Here is a 21,133-nt window from a genome sequence, read left to right as displayed (position 1 = left end):
GCGAAGGGACAGGGGCTTACGCTCCGGGCACGGGGGGAGAGACGAGGCTGTCCAGGCTAGCCTATCGGCGACCGCCGCGCGACCTACTCGGCCGGGGCGACGGCGATGCGGATCATGTCGGCTTTGGCCCCGCTCACCACGATGGTGATGGGCGCGGCCCCGAGCTGGAAGCGCACGCTCTTGGCGACGACCCGACAGCCCGGCCGCATGGTGTGGGCCAGGGGCGGGCGCGGAGTCCTGCCATCCTGGCTGACGTCGATCCAGGCGCCGTCGGACACGGTGACCTGATACAGCCCCGGCGTCACCGGAGCCGACACCGTCATCACGCCGCCGAAGGTGCCGGGCTTCGCCTCGCGCGTGGGCGGGAACGGCGGCGCCACCTCCGCCTGCGGCCTCAAACCGAGGAGCGCACCGGGCATGCCGTCCGGAAGGGCCCCGCCGCTCGCCACCTGGGGCAGGCCGGGGGCGGAAAACCACGCCTGCTCGCGCAGGAGCGACCAGTCGAAGCCGGTGCAGGCGGCCGGATCGGCCGAGACCCCGGACGAGGGTTCGGCGGAACGCGCCGGCTCCTGTGCCTCGGCACCGGCCGCGAGGAGAACGGCCGCGAGGGCGGCGAGGATGCGCATCCGCCTCAAGGCACCATGATCAGGATGTCGGAAGCCTCGACCACCGCGTGGGCCTCGCCCCCGGCGGCGAAGGTGAGGACGCTGCGCGCGCTGCGTGTCATGGGTTTCCGGTCCTTTGCGTGTCGCCCGCCTTCGGCCTCGCACGCCAGAGTGCCGCGAGGGCCTGCACCGCACAAGCCCGCCGCCGACCTCAGCCCTCGTCGCTGGTCTCGGGAGCCGCCCCTTCTTCGGTCTCCTCCCCGGAGATCCGTCGGCGCACGCCCCAGGCGCCGAGCGCCGCATTGAGGTCGTCGAGCACGAAATGCCGGGCGCTGTCGCGGTCGTAGCCGTCGTCCAGGAGACCATCGTACTCGGTGAAGGCGTGGCGGGCATAGGCCACGAGACAGAGCCAGGCGGCCGTCTCGGGTGCGGCGCCCCGCAGACCGGAACTCGCGAGCGCCCGGTCGAGGACTGCCCCGGCCTCGAAGTCGGGCAGGCGCGGAGCGAGCCGGAGCAGGGCGGCGGCCACCGCGTCGCGCCGGTTCACGGGGCGTTCTCCGGGTTCACCGCTCGTGGTGCCCGGCGATGATCCGGTCAGTGAGCGCCATCAGCAGGCCCGAGACCACGAAGACCATGTGGATGCCGACGAGCCAGTACAGATCGCGGTCGGTCATCGCTTTCAGGTCCATGAACGCCTTCAGCAGCGAGATCGCCGAGATGGCGACGATGGAGGAGACGAGCTTCAGCTTGAGGCCGGTGAAGTCGATGGTTCCCATCCAGGCGGGCCAGTCCTTGTGGTCCGCGTGGTCGATCTTAGAGACGAAGTTCTCGTAGCCGGAGAACATCACGATGATCAGCAGCGAGGCCGTAAGCGAGAGATCGACCATGGTCAGGACGCCCAGCACCACCTGGGATTCGGTGGCGTCCCACATGTGCAGGACGAAATGGGCGAGTTCCTGCAGGAGCTTGACCAGCAGGACTACGATGCCGATGCCGAGGGCCGCGTAGAACGGGGCGAGGAGCCACCGGCTCGCGAACAGCACACGCTCGAAGACCCGTTCCATCATCCGCGCTCATCCCTGCCACGCTTCAGCCGGGCATGTGGCATGGGCACTTGGACCGGGCAAGATGCTGGACCGGGCAAGATGCTGGACCGGGCGAGGCCCTTCCGCTGCCGGCCGAACGCGGGACGACCTCGGCTGAGCCTTGGCCCGGCCTTCGCTTGATCCGCACCAGATCCTGGCCGCGTGAAACATTTTGTAGTGAAGTGTTCGATAATGATACTCATCAAGGTGACAGTTCGCCCGCATCGGGACTGGAATGTGCGCCATTGCGAGCAGACGCACGCGTGACCCAGGAATCCTCCGTTCTCGTCATCTCGGACCGCCCGGAACAGGCCAGCCTGCTCGTGCAGGCGATCGACACCGTCGTCACCTGTCGTCAGATCACCGCCGAAGCGGGAATGCCGGCGCAGCGTCCGATCCTGGCCGTGGTGGACATCAGCCGGGACGAGACCCTGGCCAACGCATGGGTCGCGCGCCTGCACGGCCTGCGCATCCCGAGCCTCCAGCTCGCCCTCCGGGCCGTCACGTCGCGCCCGGCCCCGACCCGGTTCCTGCCCGCCGACACGGCCCGCAAGACCGTCCTGGCGGCGGTGTTCAGCCTCATGGACGCCGTCCAGGCCGCACGACAGGCCGCCCTGGCGCGCGCCTCCGATCGCCTGGTGCGCTTCACCGCGCAGGCCGACACGGCCAATCGCTCCGTGGCCGATGCCTTCGACGCCGCCCGCCGTGGCGAGCCGCTCTCCATCGCCGCCGTCGATGCCGGCACCGAGGTGATCCTCGAGGCCGTGTCCCAATGCGGCATCCGGACCTGGCTCGAGATCATCGGCGCCTACGATCAGCAGCTCTACCAGCACTCCCTGAGCGTGGCCGGCTATGCCGCCGCGTTCGGCGGCGGCCTGAAGCTCCCCCGGACCGACCAGATGCGCCTGGCCCGCGCCGCCCTGCTTCACGATGTGGGCAAGTCACGCATCCCGCTTGCGATTCTGAACAAGCCCGGCCGCCTGACCGCCGGCGAGATGGCGGTGATGCGGACCCACCCCGCCGTCGGCGCCAACCTCCTGGAAGCGCAGGGCGGGTTCGACGGACCGATGCTCGCCGTGGTGCGCCACCACCACGAGATGCTCGACGGCAGCGGCTACCCGGACGGCCTGTCGGCCCACGAGATTCCGGACCTCGTGCGCCTCGTCACCATCTGCGACATCCACTCCGCCCTGACGGAGCGGCGGGCCTATCGCGATCCGCTGCCCCACCAGGAGGCGCACGCGATCATGCGGGAGATGGGCGGAAAGCTCGACGGCGATCTCCTGCGCGCTTTCCACGATGCCGTCATCGTTCCCCTGACCCGGGTCTCGGTGTCGTGAGGCGGCGCGTCCCCCGGTCGGGTTGACCGATCCGACCGCGAACGCGTACGGAACACCCTGCCGGGGGGAGGATCTCAGTAAGCCATGAGGCAAAAAGCGTATTCTTTTTTCTCGATACGCTCGCGACGTGTTCAAAAGCTCTTCGACGCCCAATATTATACTGCCCAGTATCCCGACGTGAGCGATTACGGCGGCGGTCCCCTGGATCATTATCTCCGGCACGGATTCCGCGAAGGCCGCGACCCGTCACCGAATTTCTCGACGCTGTATTACAAGGATCGGTATCTCAAGACCGCCGGGATGGGGCGGAGCCCCCTCGAAGCCCATGTGGAGGCGGGGGCCGCGGTCCGGACCGGCCGTCCGACGAAGCCGGTGACGCCCGAGGCCTACCACGCCGTGCAGGCCGACGTGGTTCGCCCGTACTTCGATGCGCGGCACTACGGATCGCTCACGGACATCGTCGATCCCGAGACGGCGCTCCTCGACTACCTCGCCGTCGGCTGGCGACGGGGCCGCGACCCGCGCCCGGACTTCGACGGCACCGCCTATCTCCATGCGCATCCGCATGTCCGCCTGCTCGGGGTCAGCCCGTTCTATCATTACGTCTCGACCACGCCCGCGCCCACCTTCGAGCGGGCCCATGGCGACAGCACACCGCTGTCCGAGATCATCGCGGCCATCCGCCCGGACTTCGACGCCGCGCATTACCGCACCTCCTACGCCGACGTCGCGGCCACGGGGATGGACCCCGTCACCCACTATGCCAGCCATGGCTGGAAGGAGGGCCGCGACCCGACGGAACTGTTCTGGACCGCCTACTACGTCCGGACGAATCCGGACCTGGCGCTGAGCGGCACCAACCCGTTCTTCCACTACCTGCGCTTCGGCCGGGCGGAGGGGCGCAAACCCAACCCCCTCGGCAACCGCAAGTGGCCGACGACCCGGGCGCCCGACGCGGCCGAATGGGACGGGGTCACGGCCGCCGCCCCCCTCGACGCGGCCCGGGTCGTGGTGGTGGTGCCCGTCTACAAGGGCTACGACGAGACCCTGCGCGCCCTCCACGCGGTGCTGACCGAGGCGCAGTCCGCCCCCTTCGCCCTCCTCGTCCTCAACGATTGCAGCCCCGATCCGCGCCTGACGGACGATCTGCGGGCGCTCGCCGGGCGGGGCCTGTTCACCTACCACGAGAACGCAGCCAACCTCGGCTTCGTCGGCACCATCAACCGCGCCCTGGAGATGACGGGCGCGCGGGACGTGATCCTGCTCAACAGCGACACCATCGTGTTCGGCGACTGGATCGACCGCCTGCTGGCGCATGCGGCGCGCGATCCGCGCATCGGCACGATCACGCCGTTCTCCAACAATGCCACCATCTGCAGCTACCCGGATTCCGCCCGCAACAACACCGTCGCCCTCGAATGCTCGCCCCGCGCCCTCGATGCCGCGGCGGCGGCGGCCAATCCCGGCCGCTGGGTCGAGGTGCCGACGGGGGTCGGCTTCTGCTTCTACATGCGCGGATCGCTCCTTGCGGAGCTCGGCCCCCTCGACGCGGACGCCTTCGGCAAGGGCTACGGTGAGGAGAACGACTATTGCATGCGCGTCCTGAAAGCGGGCCGGCGCAACATCCTCGCAGCCGACGTGTTCGTTTACCACTCGGGCAAGATCTCGTTTTCCGAAGTCTACGATTCCGAGTACATGCAAAGCCAGACCGCGCTGCTCGCCAAGCACCCGGACTATTCCTTGCGCATTGAGCGCTTCATTGCCGCCGATCCGGCCGCCGACGTGCGGCTCAGCCTCGACCTCTACCGCCTCGCACGGGCCGCCGGTCCGCGTGCGGCTGTCTTCGTGGTCCACGCCAAGGGCGGCGGTGCCTCGGTCCATGCCGATCACCTCGCCGGGCGTCTCGCCGAGGAGGGGGTGTGCGTCGTCGCCCTCACGGTGACGGACGGGGCGGGGATCGAGATCGGCCTGTACGGCCAGGACGGCCCCTACACCCCGTCCCTGCGGGTCCTATCGGTGCTCGACGATTACCGCATCATCGCGCGGTTCCTGGCCTGGCTCGACCCGCTCTTCGTCCACGTCCACTCGTTCTACGGCCTCGACGGGACGGCTGCGGCGGCCCTGATGGACCTGATCGAGGCGGCCCCCGGCCAGACCGTCGTCACCCTGCACGACTATTCGAGCGTCTGCCTGCGCAACCATCTCGTGACCCGCGAGGGGCTCTATTGCGGCCTGCCCGACGGACGTCCCTGCGCCGATTGCGACTGTGCCGAAGCCCGGCCGGGACAGGACCGGACCGCGCGCTACGGTGCGTTCTACCGGTCCGCCGACCGTCTCATCGCGCCGTCACAGGACGTCGCGAACCGCATCGAGGCGGTCTTCGGTCCCCTGGCCATCACCGTCGCACCCCACGAGGAAGACCTGCCCGCCCCCGCCCCGCGCCGAACACCGCGCCAAGGCGCCCCGCGCCGGATCGGCGTGCTCGGTGCCATCGGTTCTCACAAGGGGTCGAGCGTGGTCCAGGCCCTGGCCCGCGATGCCGGGCGACGCGACCTCGCCCTCGCCTTCACCGTCGTCGGGTTCTCGGACATCCCCGAGAAGATGGAGGCCGTCGGCGTCACGGAAACCGGACGTTACGCCGGCAGCGACGAGGCCCTGGCTCTGCTGGCCGAGCACGACATCGATCTGATCCTGATCCCGTCGATCTGGCCGGAGACCTACTGCTACACCCTGTCCATCGCCCTGGTCTCGGGGTTGCCCGTGGCGGTGTTCGACCTCGGAGCGCCGGCCGACCGCCTGCGCGCCGCCAGCACGGGCTTTCGCATCGATCCCGGTCTCGCCAACGATCCCGCCCGTCTCAACGACCTTCTGCTGGCCCTCGACCTCGCCGATCCTTTGCCGGATGAAGACCATCCTCCAATCAATTTTGCCAGCTATCCGTCCCTGCTGCGCGACTATTATTTCGTGGCCATCGACGATAAGGCTCCCGCACCGCCGGATGCGGCGGCCTAAGGAGCTCACCGCATGAAGATCGCCATGATCGGCGCCGGATATGTCGGGCTCGTCTCCGGGGCGTGCTTCGCCGATTTCGGCCACACCGTGTGCTGCGTCGACACCGATCCGGCCAAGATCACCGCCCTCGAAGCCGGACGCATTCCGATCTTCGAGCCGGGCCTCGACGCCCTCGTGGCCGACAACGTCCGCCACCACCGGCTGACCTTCTCGACGGAGGTGGCGCCGGCCGTGGCCCAGGCCGACGTGGTGTTCATCGCCGTCGGAACGCCGTCGCGGCGCGGCGACGGCTTTGCCGACCTCTCCTACGTCTACGCCGCCGCCCGCGACATCGCCGCCTCCCTCAGCGGCTACACTGTGGTGGTGACGAAATCGACGGTGCCCGTGGGCACGGGCGACGAGGTCGAGCGCATCATCCGGGAGGCCCGGCCCGAAGCCGGGTTCGCCGTCGTGTCCAACCCGGAATTCCTGCGCGAAGGGGCTGCGATCTCGGACTTCAAGCGGCCCGACCGCATCGTCATCGGCGCCGAGGACGAGCGTGCGGCGTCGGTGATGCGCGAGGTCTACCGGCCGCTCTATCTCAATCAGGCGCCGATCCTGGTCACCGGCCGGCGCACGGCCGAGCTGACGAAGTATGCCGCCAACGCGTTTCTGGCCACCAAGATCACCTTCATCAACGAGATCGCCGACCTGTGCGAGCAGGTCGGCGCCAACGTGCAGGAGGTTGCCCGCGGCATCGGTCTCGACAACCGCATCGGCGGCAAGTTCCTGCATGCCGGACCGGGCTATGGCGGCTCCTGCTTCCCGAAGGACACCCTGGCGCTGGTGAAGACCGCCCAGGATTCCGGCACGCCGCTTCGCCTCGTCGAGGCGGTGGTGGCCGTCAACGACCAGCGCAAGCGTGCCATGGCCCGCAAGGTCGCGACCGCCTGCGGCGGGTCGGTGCGCGGCAAGACCATCGCCATCCTCGGCCTCACCTTCAAGCCGAACACCGACGACATGCGCGACGCGCCCTCGCTCGCCATCGTCGCCGGCCTGCAGGATGGGGGCGCCACGGTGCGGGCCTACGATCCGGAGGGCATGGCGGGGGCGCGCGTGCTGATGCCCGACATCGCCTATGCGGCCGATCCCTACGCCTGCGCGGACGGGGCCGATGCCCTCGTCATCGTCACCGAGTGGAACGCCTTTCGGGCCCTCGACTGGGCGGTCCTCGCCGAGCGCATGGCCGGCCGCACGGTGGTCGACCTGCGCAACGTCTACCGGCCGGAGGATGTCACCCGCCACGGCTTCCGCTACGTCGGAATCGGCGTGCCGAGCGCCTGACGCCCCTCTCGAGCGGCAACAACCCAAGCGGCAACAACCCATGTGCGGCATTGCCGGGATCGCCGATCCACGCCTCTCGCCCAATCGCCTCGCGGCGGAAGCGGGCCGCATGGCCGACGCGCTCACCCATCGCGGACCGGACGGACGCGGCGTGTGGGGCACGGACGGCGTCGCCCTCGGCCACCGCCGCCTCGCCATCCGCGATCTCAGCCCGGCCGGAGCCCAGCCCATGGGCGCGCGCGATGGGCGCTGGGTGCTGACCTACAACGGCGAACTCTACGGAACCCACGACGCGCGGGCCGCCCTGATGGCGGACGGCCATGCCTTTTCCGGACACTCCGATACCGAGATCCTCGTCGAACTCATCGCCCGGCACGGCGTCGCCGGCGCCCTCGCCCGGGTCGAGGGCATCTTCGCCTTCGCGGCCTACGACCGCTTCGAGCGCCGGCTCTGGCTCGCGCGCGACCGGATGGGCGTAAAGCCCCTGTTCTACGCGGCGACCTCCGGGCGCCTGCTGTTCGGCTCGACCCTGTCGGCCCTGACGGCCTGCGGCGCGGCGGAGTTCGCCATCGATCCCTCCGCCATCGCGAGCCTCCTGCGCCATGGTTACGTCCCGGCGCCGGGATCGATCTATGCCGGGGTGAACAAGCTGGAGCCCGGACACCTCCTGTCGTGGTCGCCCGGCGAGGCACCGGCCGTCGCGGCCTACTGGAGCCTCGATTCCGTGATCGAGGCCGGCCGGACGGATCCGTTCGCGGGTTCGGACGCGGAGGCCATCGACGCCCTGGAAACCCTGCTCACCGGGGCCGTGCGTCGGCAGATGGCGAGCGACGTGCCGCTCGGCGCCTTCCTGTCGGGCGGCATCGACTCCTCCCTCGTCGCCGCCCTCATGGTCGGGGCGGGCGGAACACCACGAACCTTCGCGGCGGGCTTCACCGACGATCCCCGGTTCGACGAGAGCGGTCACGCGGCGGCCGTCGCCCGGCATCTCGGCACGGACCACACCACCATCCCGGTGCGCGAGGCCGATGCCCTCGCCCTCGTGGCCCATCTCCCCGAGATCTACGACGAGCCCCTGGCCGACCCGTCCGGCCTGCCCACCGCCCTCCTCTGCGCCGCGACCCGGCGGGCGGGCCTCACCGTCGCCCTGTCGGGGGATGGCGGCGACGAGCTGTTCGCCGGTTACGACCGCTACACGCTGGCGACCCGCTTCGCCGAGCGGATCGAGCCGATTCCCATCCCCCTGCGCCGGCTGGCGGCCGGTGCGATGGGACGGATGCCGCACGCGGCCCTGGGGCTCGCCGCCCGCGCGCTTCCCCCGCCGTGGGGCGGCCCGGACGCGCCCGACCGCCTGCGCAAGGCCGCGGCGCAGTTGCCCGGCGACGGCTTCGATCTGTATGCCCGGCTGCTGACCCTCAACCCCGACGCCCGCGCCCTCGCCAACGGGGCCCCGGGCCTGCCGAGCCCCATGGACCGGCCCGGGGGCGGCCCGCTCCTCGACCGGATGCGCCGCCTCGACACCCTCGCCTACCTGCCCGACGACGTCCTCGCCAAGGTCGATCGCGCCAGCATGGCGGCGGGGCTGGAGGCGCGGGTGCCGCTCCTGGACCGGTCGGTGGTGGAATTCGCCTGGCGCCTGCCGCCCCACCTCCTCGTGCGCGGTGGCGAGCGCAAATGGCCCTTGCGCGAAGTGCTCGGCCGGCACGTGCCCCGCCCCCTGTTCGAGCGGCGCAAGCAGGGCTTCGCCCCGCCGCTCGCCGCCTGGCTGCGCGGCCCCCTGCGGGCCTATGCCGGAGACCTTCTGCTCAGTCCCGACCTCGGCGGCGGATTTCTCGACCGGGCACGGGTGCGCGCCCTGTTCGCTGAGCACCAGACCGGCGCCCGCAACCATGCCGTCGGCCTTTGGCCGATCCTCGCCTTCGAGGCGTGGCGGCTGGCGTCGGCCGCGCGCCCGGCCCACAAGGACGATTAGCGGAACGAGCGGGAATCGCCATGAGCGAACGGATCACCATCACGGCCGGGGACGGCACCACGGCCGTCATCGCGACGCACGGCGCCGAGCCGGTCTCGTGGCACATGGGCGGCACGGAATACCTCTGGAGCGGCGACCCGGCGCACTGGGATCGCCACGCGCCCTGGCTCTTCCCCGTGGTCGGTGCCTCGGCGAACGGAGCCGTGACGGTCGGGGGGCGGGCCTACCCGATGGCCCAGCACGGCTTTGCCCGCGACCTGCCGTTTACGGTCACCGAGCGCACGGACGACACCGTGACCCTGCGCCTGGAGGAGGGCAGCGCGACCCTGCCCCACTACCCGTTCCCGTTCCGCCTCGACATCACCGCCCGGGTCGGTCCCGGCATCCTCGATTTCGAGATCTGGATCGAGAATACCGGCCCGACGCCGCTGCCCTACGCCCTCGGCTTCCACCCCGCGTTTCCGTGGCCCTTCGCCGGGGGCGAGCGGTCGGCGGACGGTGGCTACCGTGTCGATTTCCAGAACCCCGAGCGCCCCCTGGTGCCGGAGGTCGGCGAGGGCGGCCTGCTGCTTCGGACCGAGCGGGCGATTCCCCTGGAGGGCGCGACCCTGCCCCTCGACCCGGCCTTGTTCACCGAGGCCCTGGTCCTGCGCGATGCCGCCAGCGAATGGATGCGCTTCACTGCGCCCGACGGCAGCGCCATCCGCCTGGAAGTCTCGGATTTCCCGCATCTCGCCGTCTGGACGAAGCCCACGGCGCCGTTCCTGTCCCTCGAATGCTGGACCGGCCACGCCGATTGGGCCGGCTACGCCGGGGAACTCGCCCGCCGCGATTCCCAGCGCCTCCTGGCGCCGAAGGGCCGGGCCCGCCACGGCGTCACCCTGTCCCACGAGGCCCCCGTCTCCCGAGAGGCCGCCACCGCATGAGCACCTTCTCCGCCGACGCCTGGGCCGCCAACGCGGCGGCCTACGAGACGATCCGCACCATGCCGTTCAACGCCGAACTCGCCGCCGGCACGTTGAGCCGGGCCCGGTTCACCCACTACATCGTCCAGGACGCGCATTACCTCATCGGGTTCGGCCGTGCCCTGGCGCTCGCCGCCGCCAAGGCGCCGCATCCCGACCGCATCGTCCAGTTCGCCCGAGCCGCCGAGACCGCCATCGTGGTGGAGCGCGCCCTGCACGGCGGGTTCTTTCGCGATTACGACATCGCGCCGGAGACCTTCGCGGCGACCCCGCTGTCGCCGCCCTGCGATCACTACGTCTCGTACCTTCTCGCCACGGCCCATGCCGAACCCTACGAGGTGCTGCTCGGCGCCCTGCTGCCGTGCTTCTGGATCTACGCCGAGGTCGGACGGGACATCTTCGCCCGGGCCGGGGCCGACAATCCGTACCGCGCCTGGATCGACACCTACGCGGGCGAGGAGTTCGGCGAGGCCGTGGCCGCGATGATCGCCGCCACCGACGAGGCGGCGGCCGACGCGTCCCCGAAGATCGTCGGCCGCATGCACCGTGCCTACGCCCAAGCGACCCGCCTCGAATGGATGTTCTGGGACGGGGCCTATCGCGAGGCGGCCTGGCCGGTCTGACCGGCCAGCCATCTCACGCGATGGTGCGCAACACGCCGCCATCCACCCGCAAGGCCGCGCCGCTCGTGGCGCTCGCGGCCGGACTGCAGACGTAGGCGACCATGTTGGCGACTTCGTCCACCGTGGCGAGGCGTCCGATGAGCGAGGTCGGGCGATGCTCCTTGATGAAGGCACGTCCCATGGCGTCGAGGTCCACGTCGCCGGAATCCGGCGCCATGGCCTTCATGAAGTCCGCCACCCCCTCCGACAGGGTCGGGCCGGGCAGGACGCTGTTCACGGTGACGCCGGTGCCGGACACCGTCTCGGCGAGGCCCCGCGAAATCGCGAGCTGGGCGGTCTTCGTCATCCCGTAATGGACCATCTCCACGGGGATGTTCAGGGCGGATTCGGAGGCGATGAACACCACCCGGCCCCAGCCGCGCGTCACCATGCCGGGGGTGTAGGCCCGCGACAGGCGCACGCCGCTCATGACGTTGGTCTCGAAGAAGCGCTGCCAGTCCTCGTCCGGTATCTCGAAGAACGGCTTCGGCTCGAAGATGCCGGTGTTGTTGACGAGGATGTCGACGTCCGGCAGGCCCTGCACGAGGTGGGCGGCGCCATCGGCTGTCGCGACGTCGCCCGGTGCGGCGATGAAGGCTTGGGTGCCGGTCTCGGCCTTGAGGCGCACGATGGCGGCGGCGACGCGGTCCTGCGCCCGTCCGTTGATCGCCACCGTGGCACCGAGTTCGGCGAGCGCCTTGGCGATGGCGTAGCCGATGCCGCCGGTCGAGCCGGTGACGAGGGCACGTTTGCCGGTCAGATCCATGTTCATGGGAAAAACTCCGTCGGTCGACATGATGCCGGGTCAACGCATGGGCGCGGCGGTGTTTGCGAGATCGCACGTCCACGCACGGCGGCCATGCGTGGATCGGGGACTGCCGTGTTTCATATGAAACAGTTCGTTCACCATGCTTTCGCGTCAAGTCAGGGTTGGCCGCCGCAGGACGCTGGCGAGGGAGCCGAGGGCGGCGAGCCCGGCCGCGCACCACAGGGCGGCCGTGACGCTCTGCGAAGTCCCGCCGTGGAAGACGCCGAAAATCACCGCGACGCCGGCTGCGCCCAGGGATTGCCCGGTCAGGCGGGCCGTCGACTGCATGCCGCTGGCGCCGCCGCTGCGGTGGCGTGGCGCGCTGGTGATGATGATCCGGTTGTTGGGCGACTGGAACAGGCCGAAGCCGAGGCCGCACAGGGTCAGGCGCCAGCCGATGTCGAAGGCACCCGGGCTCGCCGGCAACAGGGCGACGGCGACGAGGCCCGTGGCTAGGACCGCGAGGCCGAGGCCGCCGAGCAGGCCCGGGGCGTAGCGGTCGGACAGCCGCCCCGACAGCGGGGCCATGACGGCGATGGCGATGGGCCAGGGCGTCATGAGGAAGCCCGTCGTGGTCTCGGACAGGCGCATCACGTCCTGGAAGTAGAACGGCAGGGCGACGTAGGCCATCATCTGGGCCGCGAAGGCGCTGATGGAGGTCGCCATCGATAGGGCGAAGGCGGGAATGCGTAGGAGATCGATGGGGAGGAGGGGCGCCGGCAGGCGGAGCTGATGGCGGACGAACACGATGCCCATCGCCAGGGCGGCGCCGATCTCCGCAAGGGCGATCCCGCGTCCGGCCGGATCGCCGAGACCATCGACGCCGATAATGAGAAGCCCGAAGGTGAGCGCGTTGAGCACCGCGCTGCGACCGTCGAAGCGCGCGCCGCTGCGCGGCGTCGCCGGCAGGGTGCGGGCGCCCACCGCGAGGGCCACGAGCCCCACGGGCAGGTTGACGAGGAACAGCCAGGGCCAGCTCGCCACGGACAGGATGGCCGCCCCCACCGTGGGCCCGGCGGCGGAGGCCATCGCTACCACGAGGGCGACGTTGCCGACGCCGCGCCCGATGAGCTTGTGCGGATAGATGAACCGCACGAGAGCGATGTTGACGCTCATGATCCCGGCCGCCCCGAGCCCCTGCGCCACCCGTGCCGCTACCAGCAGGGGCAGGGACGGCGCGAAGGCGCACGCCGCGGACGCGAGGGTGAACAGCACCAGCCCCGCCAGGTAGACCCGGCGATAGCCGAGGATATCGCCGAGGGACGCCAGGGGCAGGAGGGCCACCGTCACGGCGATCTGGAAGGCGTTGACCACGAAGATCGCCGCCGACGGATCGACGGCGAGGTCCCGGGCCATCACCGGCAGGGCGACGTTGACGATGGCGCCGTCGAGTACTGCCATGGTCATGGCGAGCCCGATGGCGAGGAGCGCCAGCATCCGCTCGCGCACGGGCAGGCCGTCCTGGATCGGGGTGGGGCTGGAGGCCGGGTCGGTCATGGACGCACCCGGCGCGGTTCCCGCGACCGTGGCAAGTGTCCTATGTCACCCGTCACCGATCCGGCGCCGGATGAGAGCCGCGCCGGTTCCCCCGAGAGGTCGATCGAATGCGCGCGTCCCCCCTACTGACCATCTGCGGCCTGGCTCTGAGTCTCGGTGTGGGGTCCGCGATCCTTCCGGCACGGGCCGCCGAGGAGCCCCTGGGGATCGCCCTCGAAGGCTTCCCCTATCCCAACCCGGTCTTCTACCTTCCCCTCACCCGCGACGGCGAGGCGCAGCGCCTCGCCTACATGGACGTGCCGGCCTCCGGCTCACCCAACGGCCGCACGGCCCTGCTCCTGCACGGGCGCAACTTCCCGTCGAGCTACTGGCAGAGCGTGATCGAGGCCCTGACGGCGGCCGGCTACCGGGTGGTGGCCCCAGACCAGTTGGGTTTCGGCAAATCGTCGAAGCCCGTCGGTCCGTTCAGCTTCGACACCCTGGCGGCGGACACCGTGGCGCTGCTCGATTCCCTCGGCCTGCCCCGGGTCGATGTGGTGGCCCATTCCATGGGCGGGATGCTCGCCGTGCGCCTCGCCCGCACCGCACCCGAGCGCATCAACAGCCTCGTCCTTGAGGCGCCCATCGGGCTGGAGGATTATCGGTTCACCGTGCCGCCGGTGCCGACCGAGCGCCTGCTGCGGATCGAGGGCGACGTCACGGCGGACGTGTATCGTCGGCAACTCATGACGAGCTACAGCCTGTCCCTGCCGGACACCGCCATCGCGCCCTTCGTTTCCCTGCGCGAGCGGGTGAAGGGCTCCGGCGAATATCCGCGCTGGCTCAGGTCTTTCGTAAATTCCTACCAGATGATCTGGGGCCAGCCCGTGGTCCACGAGATTCCCCTGGTGCGGGCACCGACCTTGTTCGTCATGGGCGGGCAGGATCGCAACGCCCCGGGCCGCGCCTTCGCGCCGGAAGCCCTGCGCGCCCGCATGGGCGACAACGCCGCCCATGCCCAGGCCCTGGCCGCCCGGATGCCCGATGGCCGCACCGAGGTGTTCTCGGGCATCGGACACCTCGTCCACATGGAAGCACCGTCGCGGTTCAACGCGACGGTGCTGGAGTTCCTGAACGGGCATTGAGACCGGTCATCGGGTCGGCCCCGAGAGCGGGGCCGACGGAAAGAACCTCAGTGGCCGCCATCCGTGGCGTTGCGAGTCGACTCGTAGAGGAACCACGTGCGCTCCTCGGCCTGGTCGATCCACTCCTCCAGCAGGCTGGTGGTGGAGACGTCGTTGAGTTCGTCCGTCACCTCGTGCAGCTCGCGCATGTTGGCGGTGAGGTTCTTGTTGTCGTCCCGGAGCTCGGCGAGCATGTCGAGGGGGCCGACATACTCGGCGTCGTTGTCCTGGATGCGGGACTTGGCCTTCGCCTGACCGAGGGAGCGCAGGGTGGTGCCGCCGATCTTGCGGGCGCGCTCGGCCACCGCGTCGGTAATGGCGAAGATCTGCTCCGACTGCTCGTCGAGCATCAGGTGGTAGTCGCGAAAATTCGGGCCGCTGATGTGCCAGTGGAAATTCTTGGTCTTGATGTAGAGGGCGAACAGGTCGGAGAGGAGCACGGTGAGCCCCTCGGAGATCTTCTGCGTCGCCTCGGGCGGCAGGTCGGTGGGCGTGTTCAGGCGGTCGCCCTCGACGCGCGTGCGTCCGCTCAAGCTCTTGGCCATGATGGATCCGTCTCCGGTGGATGTCGTCTGTGGTGGACGCGACGCAGCGCATCCGACACAGGCAAAAAATCCAACGGCATGGTGGATTGTTCCCCCATGCATGGCCGTGTCGCGCTGAACTCCTACGTCAGGACCACGACGCGGCTGCCGATCTCGACGCGGCCGTAGAGGTCGATCACATCCTGGTTGATCATGCGGATGCAGCCCGACGACACGCTGCGGCCGATGGAGTCGGGCTCGAGGGTGCCGTGGATGCGGTAGAGCGTGTCCTTGTTGTCCTGCCACAGGTAATGCGCCCGGGCCCCGAGGGGATTGCGCGAGCCACCGGGAACGCCGAGTCCGCTCTGGAGCTGGCTCACCTGCCGGGCGAGCTTGGGGGTGCGGGCGATCATTTCCTTCGGGGGATACCAGTCCGGCCACATCTGCTTGGAATTCACCGTCGAGACGCCCGCCCAGGAGAAGCCCTGCTTGCCGACGCCGACGCCGTAGCGCCGGGCGCGGCCGTTGGCCTGGACCAGGGTCAGGTGATGGGCGCGCGGATCGACCACGATGGTGCCGGCGGGCTCCCGGCCCGTATAGGAGATGTCCTGGCGCAGGAAGGCCGGGTTGGCTTTCCGCCAGTTGAAGGCGTTGACCGGGAACGGCTCGTCGGTGATCGCCGCGTAGGCGCGGGCGTAGTCGATGGGACCGTTATCCACCGGGCGGGCGGCCTGGGTCGGCTGCGCAGGCTGGCCCGGGACCGGGCGGCGGCCCAGGTCGGGCTCCTCGTAGGCGGGATCGACGGCCTCGCGGCGCGCGGCGCGCGGATCGGCCCCACGTTCGGAATAGGGCTCGTAACGGCCGCCCCGGCGCCGGTAGAGGCGCCCTTCCTCATCGCGGTAGAGGCGCTCGTCATCGAAGGGGATGTCCCCGTCGATGCCGTCGTCGAAAAACCGCCCGCGCCCCTGCGCGAGGGCACCGGCTGGAGCCGACAGGAGAAGGCTCGTCGCGGCGCCCGCGAGGAGAATGCGGCGGGTCGGGGGGCATGTGCGGGACATCGGGTCGCTCGGGCCGTCTTTTTCGGGGGACGCTGGGTTGGGCTTGCGCGGCGGCAAGGCTTGAGCGTGGGCCTAGCAAGACCTGGGGCCCACGTCACGCCGCGTCGATGACTTATCAGCCCCGCGTTGTCCGCCCGTCAGTGCCCATCCGACCCGCGAATACCGGTCGCGCACCGATTTTCACCATATCCCTACAAATCACCCCGCCGGGTGATTGCCAGAACCTTGGCCATTGCGACATAGACCCGTGCAAGGCCGACATAACCCGCGATGGTCTTCCCCGGACCCCGGCGCGGCCTCCTCCCAAGATGGATCGCGTCCCGTGCCGGCCTTTGCGCGTCTCCTGCTCCCCGCCCTCGTCTTCGCCCTCGGCGCATTCCCAGGCGCCGCGCCCGCCGGGGCGGCGGGGCCCCTGCGGCGCGATCCGCCCACCGCCCCCGCCCGCCCGGACGGGCCGAGCACGGCCTGGACCTCGGCCGAGCCGGAGCCCCTCGCCTGCGCCCAGACCCGGCGCAAGCTCTGGCGACCGGGCGAGGGCTGGACGGTGAAGACCGTGACCACCTGTCGGTGAGCCTGCCATCGACCTGCGGCGAGGTGGGGACGGCATCCCCGCCGCCCCTCGAATCCGTGCGCAGGCGGCGCTACAAGGCTTCCCTCGACCACGCGGGCGGAAGCCCGCTGCCTTGAGATTATGCGGGCAAAAACCCGCTTCCTCGTGCGTGCGGGCCGAGGCCCGCCCCGGAGTTCGTGCGTGATCCGCGTCCTGCATACGGGCGACTGGCATATCGGGCAGACCCTGCGCGGCTACGGCCGCGTGCGCGAGCATGCCCGCGCCTTCGCCCATCTCGAACGGATCGTCGTCGAGCGGGAGATCGATGCCCTGGTGGTGGCCGGCGACGTGTTCGACAGCCAGAACCCGTCGGGCGAATCCCAGCGCCTGTTCTACGAGGTGCTGATGCGCCTGAACCGGGCGCGCCCGGACATGACCATCGTCATCACGGCGGGCAACCACGACGCCGCCGGGCGCCTGGAGGCGCCCCGCGCCCTCCTGGAGGCCATCGGCGTCCACGTGGTCGGCAACGTGCGCCGCCGCGACGGCGCCATCGATCTCGGCCATCACCTCGTGCCCCTGCGGCGCGGTGGCGAGATCGCCGCGCAGGTGCTCGCCGTGTCCTATCCCACGGCGGCCTGCCTGCCCCCGCTGCAGCGGATGACGGAGGGCGGCGGCTCGCCCATCGTCGGCGCCGTCCGGACCCTCTACGAACACCTGTTCGCGGCGGCCCGCCCCCACCTCTCCGGCCTGCCCCTCGTGGTCACCGGGCACCTGCACGTCGCCGGGGGCCTCGAATCGGAAGGGGCCGAGCGGCGCATCCTCGTCGGGGGCGACCATGCCGTGCCGGCCGACGTGTTTCCGGAGGCGGCGCACTACGTCGCCCTCGGGCACCTGCACAAGGCGCAGCACGTCGGGCGCGACACCGTGCGCTACTCCGGCTCGCTGATCCCCCTCTCGGCCGCCGAGCAGCCCTATGCCCACGCCGTCACCCTCGTGACCCTGGACGACGGGCCGACGCGGATCGAACTCATTCCCATTCCCCGCCCCCTGCCCTTCCTGCGCCTGCCGGCCTCCGGGGACATGCGGCTCGGCGAGCTGGGCGACCACCTGACGGTCCTCGTGCGCGACCTCGGCCTCCGCGCCACCCAGGCGCAGGACGAATGGCCCTTCGTGCAGGTGCGTCTCGCCCGCGAGGGCCTCGGCGCCGGCTACCGCGCCGAGATCGACCGGATCGCCGACGGCTTCCCCGTCCGGGTCGTCGATGTGCGGGTGGCCCCCCTGCCGGAGGGGCTGGACACCCAGGCCACGGCGGGGCCGAACCTCGTGCGCCTGGCCGAGCGCGACCCGGAGGACCTGTTCCGCCTCGCCTTCGCCCGCACCCGCGGCGAAGCGCCCGGCCCCGGACATCTCGCGGTGTTCCACCGCGCCCGGGCCGAGGCGGAAGGCGCGGCGCCCCCGGGCTGAGACAGGCGCGCCGGGTGAGACACGCGTCCGCCGGTTTGTATCCAGGACACTCCCCCGTATGCTAGTGCCCGCACCGCGTTCCCGCGTAGGAACGGGTGGCGGCAAGCCGCCATCGACGGGCGGCGAGGGGTGACCGATGCAAGTTTGTTCGCGCGCTCCGAGCATCCCGCGCGGGGCCGGTCCGTGGACGATGCCCCGTACGGGGGCGGTCTGCCGCCCGCGGATGAGCGTGCGATGAGTTCGTCCGACGACACGGTCTCGCGCGACGCCCAAACCCGCCGCAACGCCCTCGCCCACTACGACATCCTCGACACCCCCCAGGAAGCCGCCTTCGACGACCTCGTCAAAGTGGCCTCCCTGGCCCTCGGCATGCCGGTCTCCCTCATCGTCCTCGTGGAGGCCGACCGGCAATGGTTCAAGGCTGCCATCGGCTTCGACGGACCCGAGCCGCCGCTGGCCGCGTCCATCTGTGCCCATACGGTGCGCCAGCGCGACCTCTTCGTGGTTCCCGACACCACCCGCGACCCGCGCACGGCGGACAACCCCCTCGTCACCGCCGCCCCCTTCGTGCGGTTCTACGCGGGCATGCCCCTCGTCACCGCTGAGGGCGTCGCCATCGGCAGCCTGTGCGTCCTCGACACCCGGCCGCGCACCCTCGACGCGGAACAGGCCTTCGTCCTGACCACCCTGGCCCGCCAGGTCATGACCCAGCTCGAGCTGCGCCGCGCCCTTAAGGAGCGGCGCGCGCGGGAGCGCCGCAACGCGGCCATCCTCGAGAGCGCCGTGGATTACGGCATCCTCGCCACGGATCTCGACGGGCGCGTCACGAGCTGGAACGTCGGGGCGGCGCGCATCCTCGGCTGGAGCGAGGCCGAAGTGCTGGGCGAACCGGCCGACTGCATCTTCGTGCCCGAGGACAGGGCCAGCGACACGCCGGCCCGCGAGATGCGCACGGCCCGCGAAATGGGCCGGGCCAACGACGAGCGCTGGCACCTGCGCAAGGACGGCTCGCGCTTCTGGGCCATGGGCGAGATGATGCCGCTCAAGGGCGAGGGCGGCGCCCACGAGGGCTACGTCAAGATCCTGCGCGACCGCACTGCCCAGCGCCGGGCCGACGAGGCCCTGCGCCAGCAGACGGCCCTGCTCCAGACCGTCACCGACCATCTCAGCGAGGCGGTGTTCCGGCTCTCGGCCGACGACACCATCACCTTCGCCAACCCCGCCGCCGCCGCGATGCTCGGCTGGCCGGAGGGCGGCCTGATCGGGCGCAACCTCCACGAGACCGCCCATCACCACCACGCCGACGGCCGACCGTTCCCCCGCGAGGACTGCCCGGTGGTGCGGGCCCTCGAGGCGGGCACGGCCATGCGCCACCGCGAGACGGTGTTCTTCCGCCGGGACGGCACGCCCATCGACGTGGTCACCTCCAACGCGCCCATCATCGAGGACGGCGCGGTCGGCGGTGCCGTCCTAACCGTCATCGACGTCACCGAGCGCAAGGCCGACGGGGCGCGCCTGCGCCGGAGCGAGGAGCGCCTGGCGCTGGCCCTCAACGCCGCCGGCATGATCGGAACCTGGGATTGGGATCTGGCCACCGACACGGTCTATGCCGACGCCAATTTCGCGCGCATCTACGCCGTCGACGAGGACCGGGCCGCCCGGGGGGCGCCGCTCGGGGACTACGTGCGCAACTTCCACCCCGACGACCTGCCGGCATTCCAGGCGGAACTGGACCGGATGCTCGCGGGGGCCGGGACGGACGGCGACGACTTCGCCTGCGAGTACCGCATCCGCCAGGCGGACGGTTCGCATCGCTGGCTGCTGGCGCGCGGGCGTCTCGTGCGCGACGGCGACGGCACGCCGCTTCGGCTGCCCGGCGCCTCCATCGACATCACCGAGCGCAAGCGCGCCGAGGAGCGCCAATCCGCCCTCGTCGAACTCGGCGACCGCCTGCGCGACCTGCAGGACCCCGTCGCCATCGCGTTCACGGCGGCCGAGATCGCCGGCCGGACCCTCGGCCTCGCCCGGGCCGCCTACGGGGCCATCGATTCGTCCCAGGAATACCTCGATATCGGCCGCGACTGGAGCCGGCCGGGCGTCGCCGGGCGGGCGGGACGGTACCGCTTTTCCGATTACGGCACGTACCTCCGCGACCTGCAGGTCGGCCGGGACGTCGTCATCCCGGACGTGACGAAGGACCCGCGCACGGCGGGCCACACGGACGTCTTCCGCGACCTCGGCGTCCGCAGCATGATCAACATCCCGCTGATGGAGCGCGGGCGCATGGTGGCGGTGTTCTGCCTGCAGGACGACCGGGTCCGGGCCTGGACCCCGGACCTCGTCGATTTCGCCCGCAACATCGTCGACCGGACCCGCGTCGCCCTGGCGCGCCTGCGCGCGGAAGAGGCGCAGGAGCTCCTCAACCGCGAGCTCAGCCACCGGATGAAGAACCTGCTCGCGATGGTGCAGTCCATCGCGACCCAGACCATGCGCTCGGCCGCCGACGTGGACACGGCCAAGGAGGTCCTGGCCGGCCGCCTCATCGCGCTCGGACAGGCCCACGACCTCCTCATGGGCGGGGCGCTCGGCTCGACCCTCATCGGCCCCGTGGTCCGCGGCGCCCTTAAGCTGCACGAGGACCGGCCCGGGCGCTTCCGCCTCGAGGGCCCCGACCTCGAGATCGGCGCGAAGCCCGCCCTGTCCCTCGCCCTGATGCTGCACGAACTCGCCACCAATGCGGCCAAGTACGGCGCCCTCTCCCGCGAGGCCGGCCATGTGGCGATCCGCTGGTCGGTGGAGAACGCGGACGACGCAGACCACCTCACGTTCTCCTGGCAGGAGATCGGCGGCCCCACCGTGACGCCACCGGCCCGCAAGGGCTTCGGCTCGCGCTTCATCGAGCGGGGTCTCGCCGGTCAGGTCGGCGGCACCATCGCGCTCGCCTACCCAAGCACCGGCGTCACCTGCGGCATCACCGCCCCCCTGGCGGCGTTCCAGGCGGACGGGTGACCGGCTGAGCGTGTCGCGGTTATCCTCACCTGCCGGCCCCGTCGGGCGGGACAGGCGGCGCGCGGCGCCGTAGTAAAGGAGCCGTCCTTCCGC

17 protein-coding genes are annotated in these 21,133 nt (G+C 70.8%); 10 read left to right on the top strand and 7 right to left on the bottom strand.

The features are described from left to right. Positions 1-83: 83 nt before the first annotated feature. The 3 genes from ASF28_RS09545 to ASF28_RS09535 all read right to left on the bottom strand — a co-directional run bounded on the left by ASF28_RS09545 (position 84) and on the right by ASF28_RS09535 (position 1,672). Positions 84-626, bottom strand: coding sequence for a hypothetical protein (locus tag ASF28_RS09545; RefSeq protein ID WP_082476082.1), 543 nt, complete (start codon positions 624-626; stop codon positions 84-86). A 190-nt stretch (positions 627-816) separates the two neighbouring features. Beyond that, positions 817-1,152, bottom strand: coding sequence for a DUF2293 domain-containing protein (locus ASF28_RS09540; protein ID WP_187273103.1), 336 nt, complete (start codon positions 1,150-1,152; stop codon positions 817-819). A 16-nt stretch (positions 1,153-1,168) separates the two neighbouring features. Continuing rightward, positions 1,169-1,672 (bottom strand): TIGR00645 family protein, encoded by a 504-nt coding sequence (locus ASF28_RS09535; RefSeq protein WP_056090682.1) that lies wholly within the window; start codon positions 1,670-1,672, stop codon positions 1,169-1,171. Between the two features lie 281 nt (positions 1,673-1,953). On the opposite strand from ASF28_RS09535, the gene ASF28_RS09530 reads away from it, so the two are divergent. The 6 genes from ASF28_RS09530 to ASF28_RS09505 all read left to right on the top strand — a co-directional run bounded on the left by ASF28_RS09530 (position 1,954) and on the right by ASF28_RS09505 (position 10,925). Next, positions 1,954-3,030 carry an HD-GYP domain-containing protein gene (locus tag ASF28_RS09530; RefSeq protein WP_056090679.1) on the top strand — a complete coding sequence of 359 codons (1,077 nt, stop codon included), beginning with the start codon at positions 1,954-1,956 and terminating at the stop codon, positions 3,028-3,030. A gap of 177 nt (positions 3,031-3,207) precedes the next feature. Next, a complete protein-coding gene (locus ASF28_RS09525; protein ID WP_056090677.1) occupies positions 3,208-6,042 on the top strand; it encodes a glycosyltransferase in 2,835 nt (944 codons plus the stop codon). Between the two features lie 12 nt (positions 6,043-6,054). Then, a complete protein-coding gene (locus tag ASF28_RS09520) occupies positions 6,055-7,365 on the top strand; it encodes a UDP-glucose dehydrogenase family protein (RefSeq protein ID WP_056090674.1) in 1,311 nt (436 codons plus the stop codon). A 40-nt stretch (positions 7,366-7,405) separates the two neighbouring features. Then, a complete protein-coding gene (asnB, locus tag ASF28_RS09515; protein WP_056090672.1) occupies positions 7,406-9,337 on the top strand; it encodes an asparagine synthase (glutamine-hydrolyzing) in 1,932 nt (643 codons plus the stop codon). A gap of 20 nt (positions 9,338-9,357) precedes the next feature. After that, positions 9,358-10,263 carry an aldose 1-epimerase family protein gene (locus tag ASF28_RS09510; protein WP_056090669.1) on the top strand — a complete coding sequence of 302 codons (906 nt, stop codon included), beginning with the start codon at positions 9,358-9,360 and terminating at the stop codon, positions 10,261-10,263. After that, complete coding sequence (locus tag ASF28_RS09505; RefSeq protein ID WP_056090666.1) at positions 10,260-10,925, top strand: TenA family protein; 666 nt, start codon at positions 10,260-10,262, stop codon at positions 10,923-10,925. The genes ASF28_RS09510 and ASF28_RS09505 overlap by 4 nt, the downstream gene beginning before the upstream one ends. Before the next feature lie 13 nt (positions 10,926-10,938). Here ASF28_RS09505 and ASF28_RS09500 read toward each other — a convergent pair whose 3' ends face one another. Beyond that, a complete protein-coding gene (locus tag ASF28_RS09500) occupies positions 10,939-11,736 on the bottom strand; it encodes an SDR family NAD(P)-dependent oxidoreductase (protein ID WP_056090663.1) in 798 nt (265 codons plus the stop codon). A gap of 147 nt (positions 11,737-11,883) precedes the next feature. Continuing rightward, positions 11,884-13,269, bottom strand: a complete 1,386-nt coding sequence (locus tag ASF28_RS09495) for an MFS transporter (protein ID WP_056090660.1) — start codon at positions 13,267-13,269, stop codon at positions 11,884-11,886. A 107-nt stretch (positions 13,270-13,376) separates the two neighbouring features. Between ASF28_RS09495 and ASF28_RS09490 the strand changes: the two genes are divergently transcribed. Further along, positions 13,377-14,393, top strand: coding sequence for an alpha/beta fold hydrolase (locus ASF28_RS09490; RefSeq protein WP_056090657.1), 1,017 nt, complete (start codon positions 13,377-13,379; stop codon positions 14,391-14,393). Between the two features lie 47 nt (positions 14,394-14,440). On the opposite strand, the gene ASF28_RS09485 is transcribed toward ASF28_RS09490, so the two are convergent. After that, a complete protein-coding gene (locus ASF28_RS09485; RefSeq protein ID WP_056090655.1) occupies positions 14,441-14,977 on the bottom strand; it encodes a Dps family protein in 537 nt (178 codons plus the stop codon). Positions 14,978-15,099: 122 nt separating this feature from the next. After that, the gene (locus ASF28_RS09480; protein WP_056090653.1) at positions 15,100-16,014 is read right to left on the bottom strand and encodes a L,D-transpeptidase; all 915 of its coding nucleotides are present in this window, start codon (positions 16,012-16,014) and stop codon (positions 15,100-15,102) included. Positions 16,015-16,336: 322 nt separating this feature from the next. Between ASF28_RS09480 and ASF28_RS09475 the strand changes: the two genes are divergently transcribed. The 3 genes from ASF28_RS09475 to ASF28_RS09465 all read left to right on the top strand — a co-directional run bounded on the left by ASF28_RS09475 (position 16,337) and on the right by ASF28_RS09465 (position 21,040). Continuing rightward, entirely contained in the window at positions 16,337-16,585 is a 249-nt protein-coding gene (locus ASF28_RS09475) for a hypothetical protein (RefSeq protein WP_056090650.1), read from the top strand. 180 nt (positions 16,586-16,765) lie between these two features. Beyond that, positions 16,766-18,031 (top strand): exonuclease SbcCD subunit D, encoded by a 1,266-nt coding sequence (locus ASF28_RS09470; RefSeq protein WP_056090647.1) that lies wholly within the window; start codon positions 16,766-16,768, stop codon positions 18,029-18,031. Positions 18,032-18,265: 234 nt separating this feature from the next. Continuing rightward, a complete protein-coding gene (locus tag ASF28_RS09465; protein ID WP_056091529.1) occupies positions 18,266-21,040 on the top strand; it encodes a PAS domain S-box protein in 2,775 nt (924 codons plus the stop codon). The last annotated feature ends 93 nt before the right edge of the window (positions 21,041-21,133 follow it).

The organism is Methylobacterium sp. Leaf99 (genome assembly GCF_001422375.1).
Taxonomy (GTDB): Bacteria; Pseudomonadota; Alphaproteobacteria; order Rhizobiales; family Beijerinckiaceae; genus Methylobacterium.
The sequence above is the reverse complement of the archived record's forward strand: the minus strand, read 5'-3'. Positions and strand labels throughout refer to the sequence as shown.

Bases quoted from the DNA above. Each gene is read 5' to 3' on its own strand.
- ASF28_RS09535 (WP_056090682.1), bottom strand. From the start codon at position 1,672: ATGATGGAACGGGTCTTCGAGCGTGTGCTGTTCGCGAGCCGGTGGCTC.
- asnB (WP_056090672.1), top strand. From the start codon at position 7,406: ATGTGCGGCATTGCCGGGATCGCCGATCCACGCCTCTCGCCCAATCGC.
- ASF28_RS09505 (WP_056090666.1), top strand. From the start codon at position 10,260: ATGAGCACCTTCTCCGCCGACGCCTGGGCCGCCAACGCGGCGGCCTAC.
- ASF28_RS09495 (WP_056090660.1), bottom strand. From the start codon at position 13,269: ATGACCGACCCGGCCTCCAGCCCCACCCCGATCCAGGACGGCCTGCCC.
- ASF28_RS09500 (WP_056090663.1), bottom strand. From the start codon at position 11,736: ATGAACATGGATCTGACCGGCAAACGTGCCCTCGTCACCGGCTCGACC.
- ASF28_RS09490 (WP_056090657.1), top strand. From the start codon at position 13,377: ATGCGCGCGTCCCCCCTACTGACCATCTGCGGCCTGGCTCTGAGTCTC.
- ASF28_RS09465 (WP_056091529.1), top strand. From the start codon at position 18,266: ATGAGTTCGTCCGACGACACGGTCTCGCGCGACGCCCAAACCCGCCGC.
- ASF28_RS09510 (WP_056090669.1), top strand. From the start codon at position 9,358: ATGAGCGAACGGATCACCATCACGGCCGGGGACGGCACCACGGCCGTC.
- ASF28_RS09545 (WP_082476082.1), bottom strand. From the start codon at position 626: ATGCGCATCCTCGCCGCCCTCGCGGCCGTTCTCCTCGCGGCCGGTGCC.
- ASF28_RS09480 (WP_056090653.1), bottom strand. From the start codon at position 16,014: ATGTCCCGCACATGCCCCCCGACCCGCCGCATTCTCCTCGCGGGCGCC.
- ASF28_RS09520 (WP_056090674.1), top strand. From the start codon at position 6,055: ATGAAGATCGCCATGATCGGCGCCGGATATGTCGGGCTCGTCTCCGGG.
- ASF28_RS09485 (WP_056090655.1), bottom strand. From the start codon at position 14,977: ATGGCCAAGAGCTTGAGCGGACGCACGCGCGTCGAGGGCGACCGCCTG.